This window comes from Micromonospora sp. M51, assembly GCF_018070305.1.
Taxonomy (GTDB): Bacteria; Actinomycetota; Actinomycetes; order Mycobacteriales; family Micromonosporaceae; genus Micromonospora; species Micromonospora parva.
Map to the genome: position 1 here is coordinate 1 of NZ_JAGPXZ010000034.1, position 17,495 is coordinate 17,495.

The window sequence follows — 17,495 nt, forward strand, 5'->3', positions numbered from 1 at the left end:
ACCAGGCCGTTGGCGCAGCTGCTCGGCTACCAGCGGGTCCACCTGGAGCCGGGTCAGTCCGTCACTGTCGAGCTGACCGTCCCCACCACCCGTCTGGCCTTCTCCGACCGCACGTACACCCGGGTCGTGGAGCCCGGCGAGGTCGAGCTCTGGGTCGGCACCAGCGTGCAGCGCGACACCCAGGCGGTGACCACACTGGTCGGTGACACCGTCCCGGTCACCAACGCCTCCCCACGCTGGACCGTCACCACCATCCGCTGAGACCGGTCCGCCGGCCGTCCCTCCCGGTCGGCCGGCGGACCGCGGTCACTCGGGGGCCGGCGCGCGGCGTCGCCGAGCTCGCCCGGCCGGTTCGGGCCCGCCGGGGCCGGCGTCCCCGCCGTCGCGGCGCACTGACCAGTGCGTCTCCCAGCGGCGCGAGCATCCGGGGGAGCCGGGCGAGCATCAGCATGCGGGTGGCCCGTTCGATGGCCGCCGCGTCGTCGTTGGGTTGCAGGTGAGCCGCGTCGTGCGCGTCGAACCAGGTCTCGAACTCGTCGTACGACGCGGGGATGTCGGTGATGCCCATCCGTCGGCCGAGTTCCCGGTAGAACAGGTACGTGGCGTGCCGTTCGTGGCAGCAGGGCGGGCGCCAACCGTACGCCTGCAACCACCGTGTGGGGATCACGACCAGGCAGCCGAGGACGTAGCGGAAGTCGTCGTTGCTGATGTCGTACGGGCGGTGGATCTGGTTGACGCGCCGCAACGCGTCACGGCCCCGGGGCTGCTCGAAGCCGTTGAGCACCATCTCGTACATCAGCAGGCCGGTGTCGTCGATCCGCTTCTGGGTGCGTTCGGTCAGCTCACCGGTGGCGGCGTGCACAGTGGCGATGGCGGGGACGGAGAAGGACCGGTTGAAGGCGAGGTTGAGCCCGAGCTTCATGTCCCACGGGAACTCGTGGCGCAGCATCGTCTGGTAGATGTCCAGGTAGTCGCGCTCCGGATCGAGAGCACGGGTACGGGTCAGGTTGTCGTAGCGGCCTCTCATCGGTGGGCGTCTCCCATGGTCGGCCCTGGTGACCGGCGGTTCGGGGCCCCTCCCGGTGCCGGTTCCTCCTCCGGGAGGTGAGCACCCGTCCAGGTGACGGTGGCCAGCCGGGCGCCGAGTAGCCGCCGTGCCCGGGCGGTCTGCCGGGCGTTCGCGTTGACCAGCACCGGCTGCTGCGCGGCGCTGAGGATGGGGAGATCCGACAGCGAGTCGCTGTAGGCCACCCGCCACGGTGGCGTCACCCCGTGGGCGGCGAGCTGCGTTACCTTGGCCGACCCGTGGTTGTGCACGATCAGCTTCGGCCCGCGAATGCGCGAGGCCACGAGCTCGACCTCGGCGAGGCCGATCACGTCGAGCACCGCGCGCGCCAGGGTGTGCTCGCAGGCGGTCACCACGATGACCCGGTCGCCCGCGTCGAGGTGGGACCGGACAGTGCGCAGGCCGGGCCCGATGATCCGCCCCGGCTCTTCGCCGAGGTCCGCGCCGAAGCGTGCGAGCTCTGCGGTCAACTCGTCGGCGTTGCGGCCCGACAAGCCGATCCGGCTCACCCACCGCGCCGCCCATGGACGCGCCGCGGGAACGGCGGCGACGGGCGCGAGGAGGACCAGTAGCGCGACGGCGAGCGGCAGCCGGGCGCCGGCGAAAGCAGTGCGGCGCAGGAACAGGCCGAATGCGTCGCCGCGCAGCAGCACACCGTCAAAGTCCACGATCACCGTGCCGGCGGTCGACGCCCCTGTCGCACTACCGACCACTGTGCCACCGGCGGTTCGCCATCAGTCGAGTGTACGGGCGGCCGGCGTCGGCGGCGGTGTCCGACCGCCCGGCACTCGACGGTGAACCCGCCAGCGACGCTCAGTACGGATATCCGGGAATGTTGAGTCGCACGCTGTACAGCCCGGAGTCGCCCCACGGGCCCGACGTGATGAAGAGGGTCTGCCGGTCGGGACCGCCGAACGCGACGTTTGTCGTGCCGGTGTTACCGGGCCGGATCGTGCCGAGCGGGGTGCCGGCCGGGGAGTAGACGTGCACCAGCGAGTCCCGACCCGAGGTCCAGTAGACGTTGCCGGCGCAGTCGATGGTGCCGCCGTCCGGACCGCCGATGTAGTTCACGAAGACGCTGCGGGCGCCGACGCTGCCGTCGGGCTGGACGACGTACTTGTAGATCTTGTTCTCGGCGTAGGCGCCCACGTACAGTGCGCTCCCGTCCGGCGACAGCGAGATCCCGTTGGGTTGGCGCAACGTGTCGTCCACCAGCGACACCTGCCCGCCGGAGACGCGGAAGACGCTGGTGCGCCCGCTCATCTGGTCGGGCCGGTTGCCGCGCTGGAAGTTCGGGTCGGTGAAGTAGACGACGCCGTCCGATCGGACCGCGACGTCGTTCGGCGAGTTGAACGCCCGGCCCTGGTAGTTGGCCGCGACGGTGCTGCGGGTCCGGTCGCTCAGCCGGTACGCGGAGACGCTGCGCTGGTCGTGGGTGGCCGCGACGAGCTCCTGGGCGTCGGCGGTGAGCGCGAGCCCGTTGCTGCCGGCGTTGGCGATGAACGTGTCGAAGGTCGCCGGCGGGGTGAACCGGCGGATCGTCGACGGCTGGACGTTGTACGGCCCGGTGCCGGCGGTCATGTCGGACATCAGCAGGTAGCCACCGTCAGCGACCCAGACCGGCCCTTCGAGGAAGGTGAACCCGCCCCGGATCCGCGGAGCCGTCACGGTGCTCGCCGGCAGCGGCGGACCGTAACTGACGCCGGTTGGGCAGGCCCCGGGCGGTGCGCCGGGCGGACCGGCGAGTGCGGCGTGCGCGCTGGCCTGCGCGGCGTGGACGGCAGCACCGGCGGGCACTGTGGTGGTGGTGACCGCGAGGCACAGGCCAGCCAGCGCGGCAAGGGTGGGACGCCAGGTCATCGAACACTCCAATCGGCGTCGAGGGTGGCGATGGCCGGCGTGCAAGGTCGGGGGCTGGCACGGCGTGAGGACGGGGCCGTCGACGTGAATATTCGGGAGCCTAAATCATGAAGCAGTGGTCCGCAGCGGTTTTGCCGTCAGATATTTCGAAGCGGATCCGGTTTGTAGACAAAGGCGCTGGTCAATGCGAAAAGGGGGCCGTGGAATAGTTCCGATCGGACCACAGTGGAGTGTCCGGCGGTGGTCCGGACACCGGGCCGGGACGTGGCGCAATAGGGTTGGGCCATGACCGGCCTGCTCAGTGGTGCCCGAACCGCAGCCAATCCGCTCCGTCAGCTCACGATCGACCAGCTCCGGCAGCGGACCAGCCTCAAGTGGCGGGAACACCCCGACGACGTGCTGCCGCTCTGGGTGGCCGAGATGGACGTGCCCCTGGCCGAGCCGGTCGCACTGGCGATCACCGACGCCGTCGCGCGCGGCGACACCGGCTACACCGCCGGCACGGCGTACCCGCAGGCGTTGGCGGAGTTCGCTCGGCGGCGGTGGGGCTGGGACGGGCTGGCCGTGGAGCGCACCGCACTGGTGCCCGACGTGATGCACGGCGTCGTCGAGGCGCTACGCCTGGTCACCGAACCGGGGGACGCGGTGGTCGTCAACTGCCCGGTCTACCCGCCGTTCTACGAGTCCGTGGCGCACGCCGACCGCCGGATCGTGGAGGCGCCGCTCGGCGAGACCCTGCGGATCGACCTCGGCACGCTGGAGGAAGCGTTCCGGCGGGCCCGCGCCGGTGGACGGCCGGCGGCGTACCTGCTGTGCAGCCCGCACAACCCGACCGGCGTCGTGCACACCGCGGCCGAGTTGACCGCCGTCGCCGACCTCGCCGAGCGGCACGGGGTGCGGGTGGTCGCCGACGAGATCCACGCGCCGGTGGTGGCCGGCGGAGCGCGGTTCGTGCCGTACCTCTCGGTGCCCGGCGCGGAGACCGGCCTGTCGCTGATGTCCGCCTCCAAGGGATGGAACCTGTCCGGCCTGCGCGGCGGGCTCCTCGTCGCCGGCCCGGCCGCGGCCGGGGACCTCGCTCGCGTCCCGTTCGGGGTCAGCGTCAGCACCAGCCACCTCGGCGTGATCGCCCACACCGCGGCCTTCCGCGACGGCGGCGAATGGCTCGATTCCCTGCTGACCGGCCTGGACGACAACCGTCGGCTGCTTGCCGACCTGCTCGCCGAGCACCTGCCGGCCGTCCGCTACCAACCCGGTCAGGGCACCTACCTGGCCTGGCTCGACTGCCGGGCGCTGGGCCTCGGCGACGACCCGGCCACCGTGTTCCTCGACAGTGCCCGGGTGGCGCTCAACTCCGGGTTGGCGTTCGGCACCGGCGGTGATGGGCACGTCCGACTGAACCTGGCCACCGCGCCGGAGCTCATCACCGAGGCGGTACGCCGGATGGCCGGCGTCGTCGGCTGAGACCGGCACGGATGTCGGTAGGTCGCTCTACGGACCAGCGGGGCCCGCAGGCTCACCACCGCACTGGCCGGCCGACCCACTGATCCGCGTTCCGCCGGGCCGGGACACCCCCGGCCCGGCCGAGTGGTCCGCCTTCCGACCGTACTTCGCGGGGGACGCAACCTGATGGTCGTCCGGCCCCGTCGAGCTTGCGGAGGAGGGAGCCTTGATGGTGGATGCCGAGGGTGAGTTCGTGGAGTACGTCTCCGCGCGACTGCCGCGCCTGCATCGGACCGCGTTCCTGATGTGCGGTGACGCCCATCTGGCCGACGACGTGGTGCAGCAGACGATCACGTCGCTCTACGTGAACTGGCGCCGGGTCAGCCGGGCCGACAACGTCGACGCGTACGTCCATCGGATGCTGGTGCACAAGCTCGTCGATGAGAAGCGCCTGAGCTGGGCGAAGGTGCGGTTGTTGGGGTCTGCGCCGGTGCCGGAGCGCTCACCGGCGACCCCGCATGACGACCTGGCCGAGCGGGACAGCCTGCTCGCGGCGCTCGCCCGTCTGCCGCGCGGCCAGCGCACAGTGCTGGTCCTGCGGTTCCTGTGCGACCTGTCGCTGGCCGACACGGCCGCCGCGATGGGCTGCTCCGAAGGCAACGTGAAGGCGCAGACGGCCCGGGCTCTGGCGGCTGTTCGCCAGGTGCTCGACGTCGCCGAGATGTCAGTGAGGAGTCCGAGATGACCACCGTGGACGATCAGCGGTTCGCCGCGCTGCTGCGGTCGGTGTCGGTTCCCGAGCCGCGGGTCGACGTGAGGCGGGCCGTCCGCGACGGCCGGCGCCGCCGCCAGCGGCGCCGCGTCGCCGGCGCCGCCGCCCTGACGGTGCTGGCCGGGGTCGGCGTCGTGGGTGCCGTTCAGGTCGGCGGGACCGCCAGCTCGCCGGCGCCGACCACGCCGGCACTCGCGGTGTCGCCGGCCGCTACCGGGTCGGCCGCCCCCCGCCCGCCAGTCACCTGCCAGGCGTCGTGGTTGTCGCAGCCGATCGACGGTCCGGTCGCGGTGGCCGTCGGAGTCGACCCCACCGGGCGGTACGTCGTCGGCGACATCGGCACCGGGCAGGAGGACGGGCGGGTTGTGCTGTGGACCGACGGCAGGCCGGTCGTCCTGCCGAAGACCGCGCGGCACGCGGCAGCGGTCAACGCCAGCGGCCATGTGGTGGGCACCGACGGCGACGGCACCGGTTGGGTGTACCGGGACGGGAAGCTGCGTTTCCTGGCCACCCCGCCCGGCTTTGACGCGGTGCTCGTGCACGCGGTCAACGCCCGGGGTGACATCGTCGGGACGGCCCGCAGGTCGGACGACTCGCACCAGGCCGTGCGGTGGTCGACGGCGCAGCCCCAGACGTACCGGCTGATCGGCCAGCGGGGGTCGACCGCGACCGGGATCACCGACGACGGCACGATCGTCGGCGGAATGGACCAACAGCCCTACCGGTGGACGCCGCAGGGCGTCGGTGCGGCGCTGGCGGTGCCCGAGGGCTACCCGCGGGCGTCGGTCGAATCGGCGCAGGGCGAATGGGCGGTCGGAATGGTACCCGGCGGCAGCAACGGCGGCGCCGTGCAGATGCTGCCGGTGCGGTGGAACCTCTCCACCGAGGGTGAGGTGCTCATCGGCGACGGCGCGCCGCTGATCGTCGCCCCGGACGGCACCTCCCGCCGGCTGCCGGGCCGACCCGAGGTCCGCGCGACCGAGCCGGGCACGTACACGGCGGAGGGGATCAGCGACGACGGTCTGACGGTGGTCGGGGCCGTCTACGAGAACCAGGCGTACCGGCCGCTGGTGTGGCGCTGCGGACGTTGATGGGTTGAGCGGCCCCGTTCACCGTCGCGGTGGGGGACTGCCGGGGAGCGTGCCTCCGGGTCGTTTCAGCCGACCGGGCCCGTGGGTACGCTCCCACCCGCCTCAGGCGATGGTGGACGGTCGCGGTGCCCTGGTGACCACGGCGCTGGCGAGCAGAAGCGCCACCGCTGGGAGGAACGCGCCACCGATGCCCAGCCCGAGCAGCAGCCCCCAGCCGGTGATGACGAGCGCGGCCACCAGGTCGGCGGCCACCGTCAGCCGACCGAACCGCTGCGCGAGGACAGGCAGCACCGCCGCGAGGACGGGGACGCCGAGCAGATAACCGGCCGCGGCGCCCGAGTCGTCCACTGTGAACGGAGCCAACGCGGCGGCCACCAGCACGGTGATCGCCAGGGCCGACCAGCGGAGCACCGACCGGGTGTCGGCCGGTCTGCGGAGCAGGACCACGAGACCGACGAGCAGGACGCCCACGACGGCCCCGACGCTCACCACACCGATCATGATGTTCTCCTCGACCGCCGCAGGTGGTGTCTCATCGAAGACGGCGGATCGTCGTCTCTGCGTCCACCATACGGCTGCCCCGGCCACCGGCACGAGGTCAGAACATCAGGCGCGTCCGTGCCGGGTCTGGGCGGTGTCAGCCGGCGTCCAGCACCTCCCGCAGCCGCGCGGCGAACTCCTCGGGCTTGCCCGCGTAGCCGAACTCGCCGCCGAGGAACCCGCCGTGGTGACTCGGGAACACCACGGCCTCCTGGCCGAGCAGCGCCGCGAGGCCCAGTGCGGTGCGGGCGGTGTACGTCCCGGCCGACTCTTCGCCGACCGCGACCACGATCCGGGTGGGCGCGGCGGTGAGCACCTCCGCGTCGGGCCGGTAGTCGGTGATCGCCCACGAGTTCTGCGACAGCAGCGGCTCGTCGCGGCTGCCGTCGTCGTCGGCGGTCAGGCCGAACATCGCAGGGTCAGGGGTGGGCTGGGCGAAGTAGGCGTCGGGGATCTCGCCCTGCCAGGCGGTCATCGCGATGAACGCGGCCATCCCCGCGCCCGAGCCCTTCGCCTGGTACGCCTCGTAGAAGCCGGCCCGGGCGCGCTCGGCGGCCGTGGCGTCGGGGAGCACGGCGTTGATCGGCGGTTCGTGCGCCACCAGGGTGGCGACGTCGCCGGGATGGGTGGCGACCAGTTCGAGGGCGGTCACCGCGCCGCCGCTGCTGGCGAAGAGGTCGACCGGACCGACGTCGAGCGCCTCGACGAGCGCGTGCAGGTCGGCCGCCTGCTGCTGCGGCGTGTGGTCGGACCGACCGTCAGTGCGGACGCTGCGGCCCAGGCCACGCGGGTCGTAGGTGAGGACCGTGCGGTCCGTGAAGTGCGGGGCGAGGGCGGTGAAGCCCTCCGCCGTCATCGGCTGGCCGATCAGGAGCAGCGCACGATGGGCGCCGGTGGGAGGTAGCGGGCCGCGGACGTCGTAGACCAGGTCGACGCCGGGAATGTCCAGGGTGTGTGTCTGGATGTCCTGCATCCGATGAGACTACGGCCGGCCAGGGGAAATTGGCGGCGGCTGGCGGAGCGCGTCGTCGATGATGCCGGGCATCCGCCGGGCCACTCCCGCGAGGAGGTCCGCGACCTGGACGCGCGGGTCGTCGCGGGAGTCGACCATCACCAGCCCCGCCAGGGGTGACACCCCGGTCGGCAACGCGGCAGCCCGGTTGTCGCCGGCCGCCGACGCGTCGCCGTTGGCGGCCAACACCCGCTGAAGCCGGGTCAGCCGGTCGGCCGTCAGGGCACTCTGCTCGTCGTGGGTCACCAGCACCTGCCGCTGGCCGCCGCTCCAGGACAGGACCGTTTCGGCCAGCGCCGGCAGCAGCGGTTCCAGCGGGGGAGGGACCGTGCGGTCGTCGGCGTCGAGTCTGGCCACCACGGTCCGCACCTGGTTCGGGCGGAACCCGCCGAGGACGGCGTCGGCCACCGTGCCGAGGCCGTGTCGCCGCAGCGCGTCCCGGGCCTGGAAGAACCGCCGCACCGTCTGGTCGACCGGAAGCCGCCGCTTCATCCGGACCAGATCGACGAACGCCGACAGGAAGGCAGTCCAGTCGCTTCCGGTCGAGCGCCCGGCCGCGTACAGGGCGAGAGCGGCCGGATGGTGCTCGCGATCCAGGCAGGTGCCTGCCGCGTACGACGGCTCGGTCAGCAGGAAGTCCACGATCCGGGTGACGAGGAAGAGCTCCTTGTCGATGAGGTGGACGTGCGCGCGGCCGGCCAGCGTCGCCAGGAACCACTCCAGTGCCTCCTGCGCGCCGGAGCCGCGCAGGAACCGGCCGGACTTGAGCTCGTGCGACGCGAACCGGAACCCGGACCGTAGGGCGGTGATGATCGCGACCGCCTCGTCGGCGGCCAGGTCGACGCTCGCGTGCGTGATCACCGGGGCGGTCGAGTGCAGCAGGTTCGTACCCGAGAATCCCGACTCGTCGCAGGCGATCCGCACGACGGCCCCGACCACCACCGCGCCGCCCGGCGGTAGTCCGCCTTGGAGGGGCGATCTCACCGCCGTCCTCCCGCCATGCCGCCCATGGTCACCCGTGATCCGGCGGAGAACAACCCGATTGTGGAGGCGAGAACGCTGGGCGGTGCCGGTGCTTGGCGGGGGGCGCAGCCGGATCGCCGTACATCTGATGTATGTCCTTCCGGGTGGGTCGTCGGCGGCGGCATCGTGGCCCATCGCCCGGCGCTACCGCCTCGCTCCCTCGCTGCTCACCCTCCCGTGCATCTTGCTGACCGGGCACAGGGGAGCAGTGTCCACCCATTGATCGACCGTTGCCTATTCTGTGGCCCCGGAGTAACCTTCCCGAAACACATCAGATGTCTGGCGCGTCACTGCCGGGCGTCGGCCTGCTCAGGCAGGGTCCCGGTTGGCCCCACCAAGCGGATCCCCATGTCGAGTCCCACAGTTGTCCCGCTTCGGGGTGGCCGGACTGGTCACCGTTTGGAGGATCGATGTCAGACCTGACCCGACGGCAAGCCCTCAAGATCGGCGCGGCCGGCGCGGGTGGCGCTCTCCTGCCGGTGCCCTGGACCGCCGTGGCACGCGCGGACTCGGTGGCGCCGCCCCAGGTGCTGGCCGCCGGTGACCTCGCACTCTGGTACGACGAGGGGGCCGGCACCGACTGGCTGCGGGCGCTGCCGATCGGCAACGGCCGACTCGGCGCCATGGTCTTCGGCAACGTCGACACCGAGCGCCTTCAGCTCAACGAGGACACCGTCTGGGCCGGCGGCCCGCACGACCCCAGCAACACCCGGGGCGCGGCGGCGTTGCCGGAGATCCGGCGGCTGGTCAACGCCAACCAGTGGACCCAGGCCCAGGATCTGATCAACCAGACCATGATGGGCAACCCCGGCGGCCAGCTGGCCTACCAGACCGTCGGTAACCTCCGGCTCGCCTTCGGATCCGCCAGCGGAGCGTCCCAGTACGACCGGACGCTCGACCTCACCACCGCCACCGTCACGACGACGTACGTGCTCAACGGCGTTCGTCACCAGCGGGAGGTGTTCGCCAGCGCGCCGGATCAGGTCATCGCGATGCGACTGACCGCCGACCGCAGCGGCTCGATCAGCTTCACCGCCACCTTCGACAGCCCACAGCGCACCACCGTGTCCAGCCCGGACGGCACCACGATCGGCCTGGACGGCATCTCCGGGAACATGGAGGGCATCACCGGCCAGGTCCGCTTCCTTGCCCTGGCCAACGCGACAGTCAGCGGCGGCAGCGTGTCCAGCTCCGGCGGCACCCTGCGGGTGACCAACGCCAACAGCGTGGTCCTGCTGATCTCCATCGGCTCCAGCTACGTCAACTACCGCAATGTCGGCGGCGACTACCAGGGCATCGCCCGGCAGCGCCTCACCGCCGCGCGCGCCAGCAGCTACGACCAGTTGCGCAGCCGGCACGTCGCCGACTATCAGGCGCTGTTCGGCCGGGTCACCCTGGATCTGGGTCGCACGTCCGCTGCCGACCAGACGACGGATGTCAGGATCGCCCAGCACAACAGCGTCAACGACCCGCAGTTCTCCACGCTGCTGTTCCAGTACGGCCGGTACCTGCTGATCTCGTCGTCGCGGCCCGGCACCCAGCCGGCGAACCTCCAGGGCATCTGGAACGACTCACTGGCCCCGGCGTGGGACTCGAAGTACACGATCAACGCCAACCTGCCGATGAACTACTGGCCGGCCAACACCACCAACCTGGCCGAGTGTCACAACCCGGTCTTCGACATGGTCAGAGACCTTGCGGTCGCCGGAGCGCGGACCGCCCAGGTGCAGTACGGCGCCGCCAGTGGCTGGGTCACCCACCACAACACCGACGCCTGGCGGGCCACCGCCGTGGTGGACGGCGCGTTCTGGGGCATGTGGCAGACCGGTGGGGCCTGGCTGTCCACGTTGATCTGGGACCACTACCTGTTCAACGGCGACATCGAGTTCCTGCGGACGAACTACCCGGCCATGAAGGGCGCCGCACAGTTCTTCCTCAACACCCTGGTCACCGAGCCGACCCTCGGCTACCTGGTGACCAACCCGTCGAACTCGCCGGAGCTGAGCCACCACTCGAACGCCAGCGTCTGCGCCGGCCCCACCATGGACAACCAGATCCTGCGGGACCTGTTCGACGCCTGCGCCCGGGCGAGCGAGATCCTCAACGTGGACAGCACGTTCCGCGCCCAGGTTCGTGCCACCCGGGACCGGCTCCCGCCGATGAAGGTCGGGTCGCGGGGCAACATCATGGAGTGGCTCTACGACTGGGTGGAGACCGAGCCCAACCACCGGCACATCTCGCACCTGTACGGGCTGGCCCCGAGCAACCAGATCACCAAGCGCGGCACCCCGCAGCTGTTCGAGGCGGCCCGGCGGACCCTCGCCCTGCGCGGCGACGACGGCACGGGCTGGTCGCTGGCCTGGAAAATCAACTTCTGGGCTCGGATGGAGGAGGGCAAGCGGGCCCACGACCTGATCCGCTACCTCGCCACCACCGCGCGACTCGCGCCCAACATGTTCGACCTGCACCCGCCCTTCCAGATCGACGGAAACTTCGGGGCCACCGCGGGCATCGCCGAGATGCTGCTGCAGAGCCACATCGGCGAGCTGCACATCCTGCCCGCGCTGCCGCCGGCCTGGCCGAGCGGGCGGGTGACCGGCCTGCGCGGTCGGGGCGGGCACACGGTCGGCATCACCTGGGCGAGCGGTCAGGCCACCGAGATCCTCGTCCGACCGGACCGGGCCGGCACCGTCCGCCTGCGCTCCCGGATCCTGACCGGCACCGTCACTGTCGTCGACACCGCCGACGGTACGGCGGCCCGCACCACCCGGATCGAGTCCGACCTGATCGAGGTCACCGTGCAGGCCGGGCGCACCTACCGGGTCACCAGCTCCGGGGCCACCACACCGACGTTGGAGCAGAGCTTCAGCAACGTCGGCATCACCAGCGACAGCAACACCAACGTCGGCAACTTCGACGGCGGCGGGGCGTCGCTCTCCGCGCAGGCGCTGGCGCAGGCCGGTGCCAGCCCGGGAGGCACGATCAGCCGCAACGGGGTCACCTTCCGCTGGCCCAACGTCAGTTCCGGGGCCTCCGACAACGCCATCGCCTCGGGCCAGACCATCGGCATCAGCGGCACCGGCAGCACGCTGGGCTTCCTGCTCACCGGCACCTACGGCGCGGTGTCCGGCACCGGCACCGTGGTCTACGCCGACGGCACCCGCCAGACGTTCACGCTCAGCTCGCCCGACTGGTACGGCGGGCCGCACTCCGGGGGAACGGCGGCCATCGTGTCCGCGTACCAGAACCGGCCCAACAACGTCCGCCAGAACACCGCCGCGTGCATCTACTACGTCGGTGTCGGGTTGCAGAACAAGGCGGTGGCCTCGGTCGTGTTGCCCAACATCAGCGCCCGACCGGCGACGAACGTGCCGACCATGCACATCTTCGCCATCGCGATCGGAGGCTGACGGCAGGGGCCGCAGCCTCGGGGGAGCGTGACCGGGCCCGTCCCAGCTGGGACGGGCCCGGTCACGGATTTCGGGGGCGCTGTCGGGGTGGATGCGGTATGCCGCTCATCAGCACATCGACATGCCGGGCCAGCCGGAGCGCACGGTCAGCGGGCGCGTTCCCCGTGGCTCTCGATGCGGAAGTAGTCGAAGGCGACGTCGAGGTCGGTGGAGGTGCCGGCCCGGTTGAAGGCCAGCAGCCCGGCCTTCGTCGGCTCGACGTTCAGCGTCTGCGAGCCGATGTAGCGGTAGACGCTCCCGTCGCTGGAGTAGTAGGCGCGGTAGCGGTCCCCGACCTTGGTCAGGCGCAGCCAGATGGCCCCGTCGGCCCCGACGATGCGCTGGGCGTCGGCACCGGTGATCTCCAGCGTCGACGCCGTGCCGTTCTGTTCACGCAGGAAGACGATCCGGGTCTTGTTGATGGCCGCAGTCGCGTTGCCCATCTCCCAGGCGAGCTTCACGTAGTTGTTGTCGTCCGCGTACCCGAGAACACCGCCCTGCTCGTTGTTGCCGGCGAGGGGACGGGAGAAGACCACCCGGGACTCGGCCGTCCAGTCGCCGTCGACGTCCTGCAGGGCCAGGTTCCTCGCGGTGTTGACGTTGCCCTGGAGGTCGCCCTGCTGGGCGGTGACGACCAGGGACCCGTCGGCCAGTCGTTGCCTGCTCTCGTCCGGCCGGACCCACTGCCACTGCGGGCCGAGCGGGGTCGACTCGAACTCGTCGCTGCCAGTGAGGGTGGTGTTCAGGTCCACCGTGTAGACCGACGACGCCGCGCCGTTCGTGACGGTGACCCGGGCCTGCCCGGTGGCGTTGGCCGCCTGCTCCACCGCGACCGAGGCGGCGGGGTCGGCGGCGCTGGCGGTGACCGTCGGCACTGTCGTGGCGCCGGCCGGCGTGAGGGCGTTGTAGCGCAGCACCGTCGGCGCGAAGGACGTCAGGCGCCTGCCGTCGACGCGCAGCGCCGTCAGCGTGGTGTCGGGCACCAGGTTGAAGACGTAGTTCTTCACGAGAGGCCCGAAGAAACTCTCGGTCGTGACCTTGACGACCGCCTGCCCGGGTACGCCGGCCGCCTGGGAGATGATCTCGTAACGGGCCTTGCGGTCGGCGGTCCGCACCTTCGTGATGGTCGGCGAGGCCCCGGCCGGCAGCGGGATGGTGTACGAGGCGTCCGAGAGGTTGAAGCCGCCGAACGTCTTCCCGTTCACGACGATCGTCGCCGACAGTGGCGCGTCGTCGACCGGGATGTCCCGCCCGCTGAACTCCTTCCAGTAGTTCACCGAGGTGTCCCGCCAGTCGGCGGCGTCCGCCTCGTGGACCGCCAGCTTGGCACGCACCTCGGCGAACCGGCGCGCGTCGATGTCGGGCTGGAGCGCGTCCCAGGTCTCCCGCATCCAGGTCACGTACTGCACGCCCATCTGGTAGCGGTAGACCAGCTCTGCCCAGAACGTCCGCCCGCTGTCCATCCGATGGCCCCACGGCACGTGGTGGAACCACATCAGCAGGTTCTCCGGGATCGAGTCGATGGTGCCGTAGCGCTGCTGCAGGCGGGGGAAGTACTGGGCGGCCAGGTTGCTGCCGGTGGGGGAGCGGTCGAAGCCCAGACCGACGCTGTCGGCCTTGTTGTAGTAGATCGGGCTCCAGTCGTCGCGGCCCGCCCAGTCGGCGGGGTCGGGACGGTAGTGGGCGCCCTCGGCGAACTGGTGACCGATGCCCAGCGGCGTCTGGTAGCTGACCAGCGACTCCCACGAGCCCATCATCATCTTCCGGATGGTGTCGACGACACGCCGGTCGTTGCTCCAGGTCATCCGCGTCCAGTCGGTCGCGATGTCCGCCGAGTCGAGGGTCCAGTCCCACGCCTGACGTCCGAAGGCGAAGAGGTTCGCCTGGGCGAAGTGGTGCCCGGTCAGGTTGTCGGCGTTGCCGAGGTTCGCGACACCCACGATGGCGGTGTCCGAGTGGTGCTGCGCGGTCCCGTCGACGATGTCGCCGACCAGCCGCTCCTTGAGCAGCTTCCCGTTCGCGTCGGTCGCGTACGTGTCGGTCTTGAGGATCTCCTCGTACATCGGGCCGAGGTAGGCCAGCATCCAGTTCTGGCCGGTGTACTCCTGCGTGATCTGGAGTTCCAGGGCCTGGTTGGTGTTCTCCATCCGGCCGAACATCGGGTGGATGGGCTCGCGGGCCTGGAAGTCCAGTGGCCCGTTCTTGGTCTGCAGGAACACGTTGTCGGCGAAGCGTCCCCGGCTGCCGTCCGGCTGGACCTCGTCGTCGATCGGCCCGAACTCCAGGTAGGCCCGCTTGAGCCGGTCGTTGTCGACGTCGGCGTTGTAGACGAACGTCCGCCAGTGCACAGTCATCCCGAGTGGCGCCACCGCGGCGGCGATGGCGTTGGCGCCGTCACCGTGGTCGTACCCGAAGTCCTGTGGCCCCGGCTGGCCCTCGGAGTTGGCCTTCACGGTGAGTCCCATGAAGTCCGGGATCGCGGCCTGGATCTGCTGGGCCCGGCGGTGCCACCAGCCCCGGAAATCCGCACCGTACGGGTCGAGCTGGCTGTTGGTCAGCGTGTCCGGCGCGAACCGGCTGTCGGTGGGCGCGGTGTACCGGATCGACAGGCCCAACCTGATGCCGTACGGCCGCAACGCGTCGGCGAGGGCCGCCTCCTGCGCGATGCGCGCGCTCGTCAGGTACGCGTTGTCGGCGTTGACGTTGTTGATGGTGATGCCGTTGATGCCCAGTGACGCCAGCGCCCGGGCCATGACGAGGTAGCGGTCGAGGATGACGGGCAGGTTCCGGCCGGCGCTGGCACCGGTCGCGGCGAAGTTGAAGATCGCCCCGCTCTCCCCGTTCAGCCCGCCCAGCCCGGAGGCGTTGTTGCCCGCGTAGAGACGCTCGGTCTCCCAGTTGTTCAGCAACCGGTGCTTGATCTTCGGTGACTCCGCGACCCGGAGGTGGTCGATCGGTTTCCGGGTCTGGAGGAGCCGGAGGAAGGCGAACGTGCCGTACAGCGCGCCGAGGTCGGTGTTGCCGGCGATGACGGTGAACCGTGCCCCGCCCTTCGACACCGAGCGGACAAGGTAGCCCTCGTCGCCCACAGTGGCCAGGTCGCGGGTCGCGATGGTACGGCTCACCAGCGGTGAGCTCGCCGGTGTGCCCACCACCACCGCGCCGTCCGGGACCGTGCCGTTGTCGGCCGGCAGCGTCGGTGTCGACTGGTCGAGCAGCCCGTTCAGGCCGCGTACCAGCTCGTCCCGAGCGGCGCCCAACGTGGTCTCGACGAGCTTCTCGGCGGAACCGGGAGCCATGGCGAGGTCCGTGGTGTGCCGGTGCAGCGTGGTGGCGTCGGCGTTCTCGACCACGACCGCCGTGGCCGCGCGGCGGTAGTCGCGCAGCAGCTTCGCGTCGTCGACCGGCACGTAGCGCAGCCACAGATCGGAGCCGTCGTAGTCGTCGGGTGACGCAGCCGCGGCGACCGGTGTCGCGGCGACCGGTGTCGCGGCGACCGGCGTCGTGGCGACAGTGAGGGTGGCCGCGACGGTGGCGAGCACCGTGCCCAGCACGATGAGGGTTCGCCGTAGCCGGGGCACCGAAGCTCGGTTCATCGCCATCTCCTCGTTCGTCCGCTGGGGACGCCGCTGCGCCCGTCCCGCGAGCGCCCGACGTTGACGGATGGATGCGCGTCGATCGTGGGCGGCGCTGCCGCGCCTCGGCAACCAGTTGTCGTTTCTTGTCGTGGGCCGGGCGGCCTCACTGCCGGCGGGCCGCCGGGTCCGGTGCGGACCGGTCCCGCGCCCACTGCGGGCGGACGCGACCCGGGCCCGGGTTACGCGTGGCCGTCGAGTCGCGCACCACGAGGCGTACCGGCAGGACCATCGGCCGGCCGGTGTGCCCGGGCGCCCCCGCGATCATCGTGAGGAGGTGCCGGGTCGCGGCCGACCCCTCCGCGTAGAGCGGCGCCGCGACCGTGGTGAGCCCGGGCGTCACGATGTCGGCGGCGAGGATGTTGTCGAAACCCACGACGCTCACGTCACCCGGAACGTTGACGCCCATCCGGCTGAGGCCACGGATGATCCCGATGGCCATCTGGTCGTTGAAGGCGAGGACCGCCGTCGCCGGGCGGGCGAACAGCTCCCGCGCGGCCCGCTCACCGCCGGCCATGGTGGGGCTGAACGGTCCGATCTGACGGACCTTGATCTCCAGCTCCATGCCCGCCTCGAGCAGCGAGCGCCAGCGGATGCCGTTGGGCCAGGACGCCTGCGGCCCCGCGACGTAGGTGATGTGGTCGTGCCCCAGCTCGCCGAGGTGCTCGGCGGCCCGCCGTACCCCGCGGGGGTCGTCGGTGACGACGCACGGCACGTCGGCGAGAGCGCGGTTGAGGACCACCACCGGCCGCTGTTTGGCGACCATCCGGATGGCCGAGTCGGACATCCGGCTGCTGGCCAGCACGATGCCGTCGACAGTCGACATGGTGCGTTCGACAGCCGCCCGCTCCAACCGGTCGGACTCCTGGGCGTCGATCAGCACTGTGGTGTACTCGCCGTCGGTCGCCGCCTCCTGCGCGCCGCGCACGATCTCCGCGTACACCGGGTTGGTGATGTCGGCGATGACCAGCGCGATCATCCGCGTGCGGGACGTGGTGAGGGCGCGAGCGAGGGGGTTGGTCCGGTAGCCCAACCGCTCGGCGACCCGTCGGATCCGATCGGCGGTCTCGGAGTTGACGCGACTCGGTCGCGAGAACGCGCGGGACACCGTCGAGGGTGAGACGTCCGCCTCGGCAGCGACGTCGTAGATCGTGACTCTCTTTTCCGGCGGCCTGGTGTGGTCGGGCATCTGCATGCTCCTCCCGGCTACGCGCAGTGATCATGGTATGGCGGCCGTGAATACTCGGCAATGCCCCCGCAACAATCCGGCCGCCCGATCGCATTCGCACGAGGCAATACATGGCAACCCGTTGCCGCCGTGGCGCGCCGGCTGAATCAATCAGCACCGATGACACCTGGCGGAGGGAACGGCTCATGGGTATGACGCGGCGCGGCGCTCTCCTGGTCACGGCATCGTCGCTGCTGGTGGGCGCGGTCGGGTGTGGAGCACCCGAGGCTCCCGGTGACACCACCGGCGACACCACTGGCGAGGTGCCACAGCGGCCCGGCAAGGCCGTCACCCTCAACGTCCTGGACGTGGCGGGCAACCTCCAGTTGACCCAGGGGATGATCGACGAGTTCGTCTCGAAGAACCCCGACGTGAT

12 protein-coding genes and 2 pseudogenes are annotated in these 17,495 nt (G+C 71.0%); 6 read left to right on the forward strand and 8 right to left on the reverse strand.

Going from position 1 to position 17,495, the window contains the following annotated elements; translation table 11 throughout:
* Positions 1-261, forward strand: a 261-nt coding sequence (locus KBX53_RS03725; protein ID WP_210857813.1) for a fibronectin type III-like domain-contianing protein, incomplete at its 5' end; no start/stop codon positions are given.
* A 127-nt stretch (positions 262-388) separates the two neighbouring features.
* Here KBX53_RS03725 and KBX53_RS03730 read toward each other — a convergent pair.
* The 3 genes and pseudogenes from KBX53_RS03730 to KBX53_RS03740 all read right to left on the reverse strand — a co-directional run.
* Positions 389-1,027, reverse strand: a pseudogene (locus KBX53_RS03730) (oxygenase MpaB family protein); the annotation flags it as partial.
* On the reverse strand, positions 1,024-1,740 hold the full coding sequence (locus tag KBX53_RS03735) for a haloacid dehalogenase-like hydrolase (protein WP_210857814.1): 717 nt from the start codon (positions 1,738-1,740) through the stop codon (positions 1,024-1,026). The gene KBX53_RS03735 and the pseudogene KBX53_RS03730, both read right to left, overlap by 4 nt.
* A gap of 139 nt (positions 1,741-1,879) precedes the next feature.
* Positions 1,880-2,926 carry an SMP-30/gluconolactonase/LRE family protein gene (locus tag KBX53_RS03740; RefSeq protein ID WP_030328265.1) on the reverse strand — a complete coding sequence of 349 codons (1,047 nt, stop codon included), beginning with the start codon at positions 2,924-2,926 and terminating at the stop codon, positions 1,880-1,882.
* A 285-nt stretch (positions 2,927-3,211) separates the two neighbouring features.
* Between KBX53_RS03740 and KBX53_RS03745 the strand changes: the two genes are divergently transcribed.
* The 3 genes from KBX53_RS03745 (at position 3,212) to KBX53_RS03755 (ending at position 6,232) form a co-directional block, all read left to right on the forward strand.
* Complete coding sequence (locus KBX53_RS03745) at positions 3,212-4,390, forward strand: MalY/PatB family protein (RefSeq protein WP_210857815.1); 1,179 nt, start codon at positions 3,212-3,214, stop codon at positions 4,388-4,390.
* Positions 4,391-4,598: 208 nt separating this feature from the next.
* A complete protein-coding gene (locus tag KBX53_RS03750) occupies positions 4,599-5,114 on the forward strand; it encodes a SigE family RNA polymerase sigma factor (RefSeq protein ID WP_307857901.1) in 516 nt (171 codons plus the stop codon).
* Positions 5,111-6,232: a hypothetical protein gene (locus KBX53_RS03755; protein ID WP_210857817.1), complete on the forward strand. Its 1,122-nt coding sequence runs from the start codon at positions 5,111-5,113 to the stop codon at positions 6,230-6,232. Before KBX53_RS03750 ends, KBX53_RS03755 begins: the two co-directional genes overlap by 4 nt.
* Before the next feature lie 102 nt (positions 6,233-6,334).
* Here the strand turns inward: KBX53_RS03755 and KBX53_RS03760 are convergent, their stop codons facing one another.
* The 3 genes from KBX53_RS03760 to KBX53_RS03770 form a co-directional block, all read right to left on the reverse strand.
* Positions 6,335-6,733, reverse strand: coding sequence for a hypothetical protein (locus KBX53_RS03760; protein WP_210857818.1), 399 nt, complete (start codon positions 6,731-6,733; stop codon positions 6,335-6,337).
* A 136-nt stretch (positions 6,734-6,869) separates the two neighbouring features.
* Positions 6,870-7,745, reverse strand: coding sequence for an alpha/beta fold hydrolase (locus KBX53_RS03765; RefSeq protein ID WP_210857819.1), 876 nt, complete (start codon positions 7,743-7,745; stop codon positions 6,870-6,872).
* A 9-nt stretch (positions 7,746-7,754) separates the two neighbouring features.
* Entirely contained in the window at positions 7,755-8,768 is a 1,014-nt protein-coding gene (locus KBX53_RS03770) for a hypothetical protein (RefSeq protein ID WP_210857820.1), read from the reverse strand.
* Between the two features lie 449 nt (positions 8,769-9,217).
* Here KBX53_RS03770 and KBX53_RS03775 point away from each other — a divergent pair, with 449 nt between their 5' ends.
* The gene (locus KBX53_RS03775; protein WP_030328251.1) at positions 9,218-12,217 is read left to right on the forward strand and encodes a glycoside hydrolase N-terminal domain-containing protein; all 3,000 of its coding nucleotides are present in this window, start codon (positions 9,218-9,220) and stop codon (positions 12,215-12,217) included.
* Between the two features lie 146 nt (positions 12,218-12,363).
* Here the strand turns inward: KBX53_RS03775 and KBX53_RS03780 are convergent, their stop codons facing one another.
* Both KBX53_RS03780 and KBX53_RS03785 read right to left on the reverse strand, forming a co-directional pair.
* Positions 12,364-15,852, reverse strand: a complete 3,489-nt coding sequence (locus tag KBX53_RS03780; protein ID WP_210857821.1) for an alpha-glucuronidase family glycosyl hydrolase — start codon at positions 15,850-15,852, stop codon at positions 12,364-12,366.
* Positions 15,853-15,997: 145 nt separating this feature from the next.
* Positions 15,998-17,080 (reverse strand): LacI family DNA-binding transcriptional regulator, encoded by a 1,083-nt coding sequence (locus KBX53_RS03785; protein WP_210857822.1) that lies wholly within the window; start codon positions 17,078-17,080, stop codon positions 15,998-16,000.
* A 185-nt stretch (positions 17,081-17,265) separates the two neighbouring features.
* On the opposite strand from KBX53_RS03785, the pseudogene KBX53_RS03790 reads away from it, so the two are divergent.
* Positions 17,266-17,495, forward strand: a pseudogene (locus tag KBX53_RS03790) (ABC transporter substrate-binding protein); the annotation flags it as partial.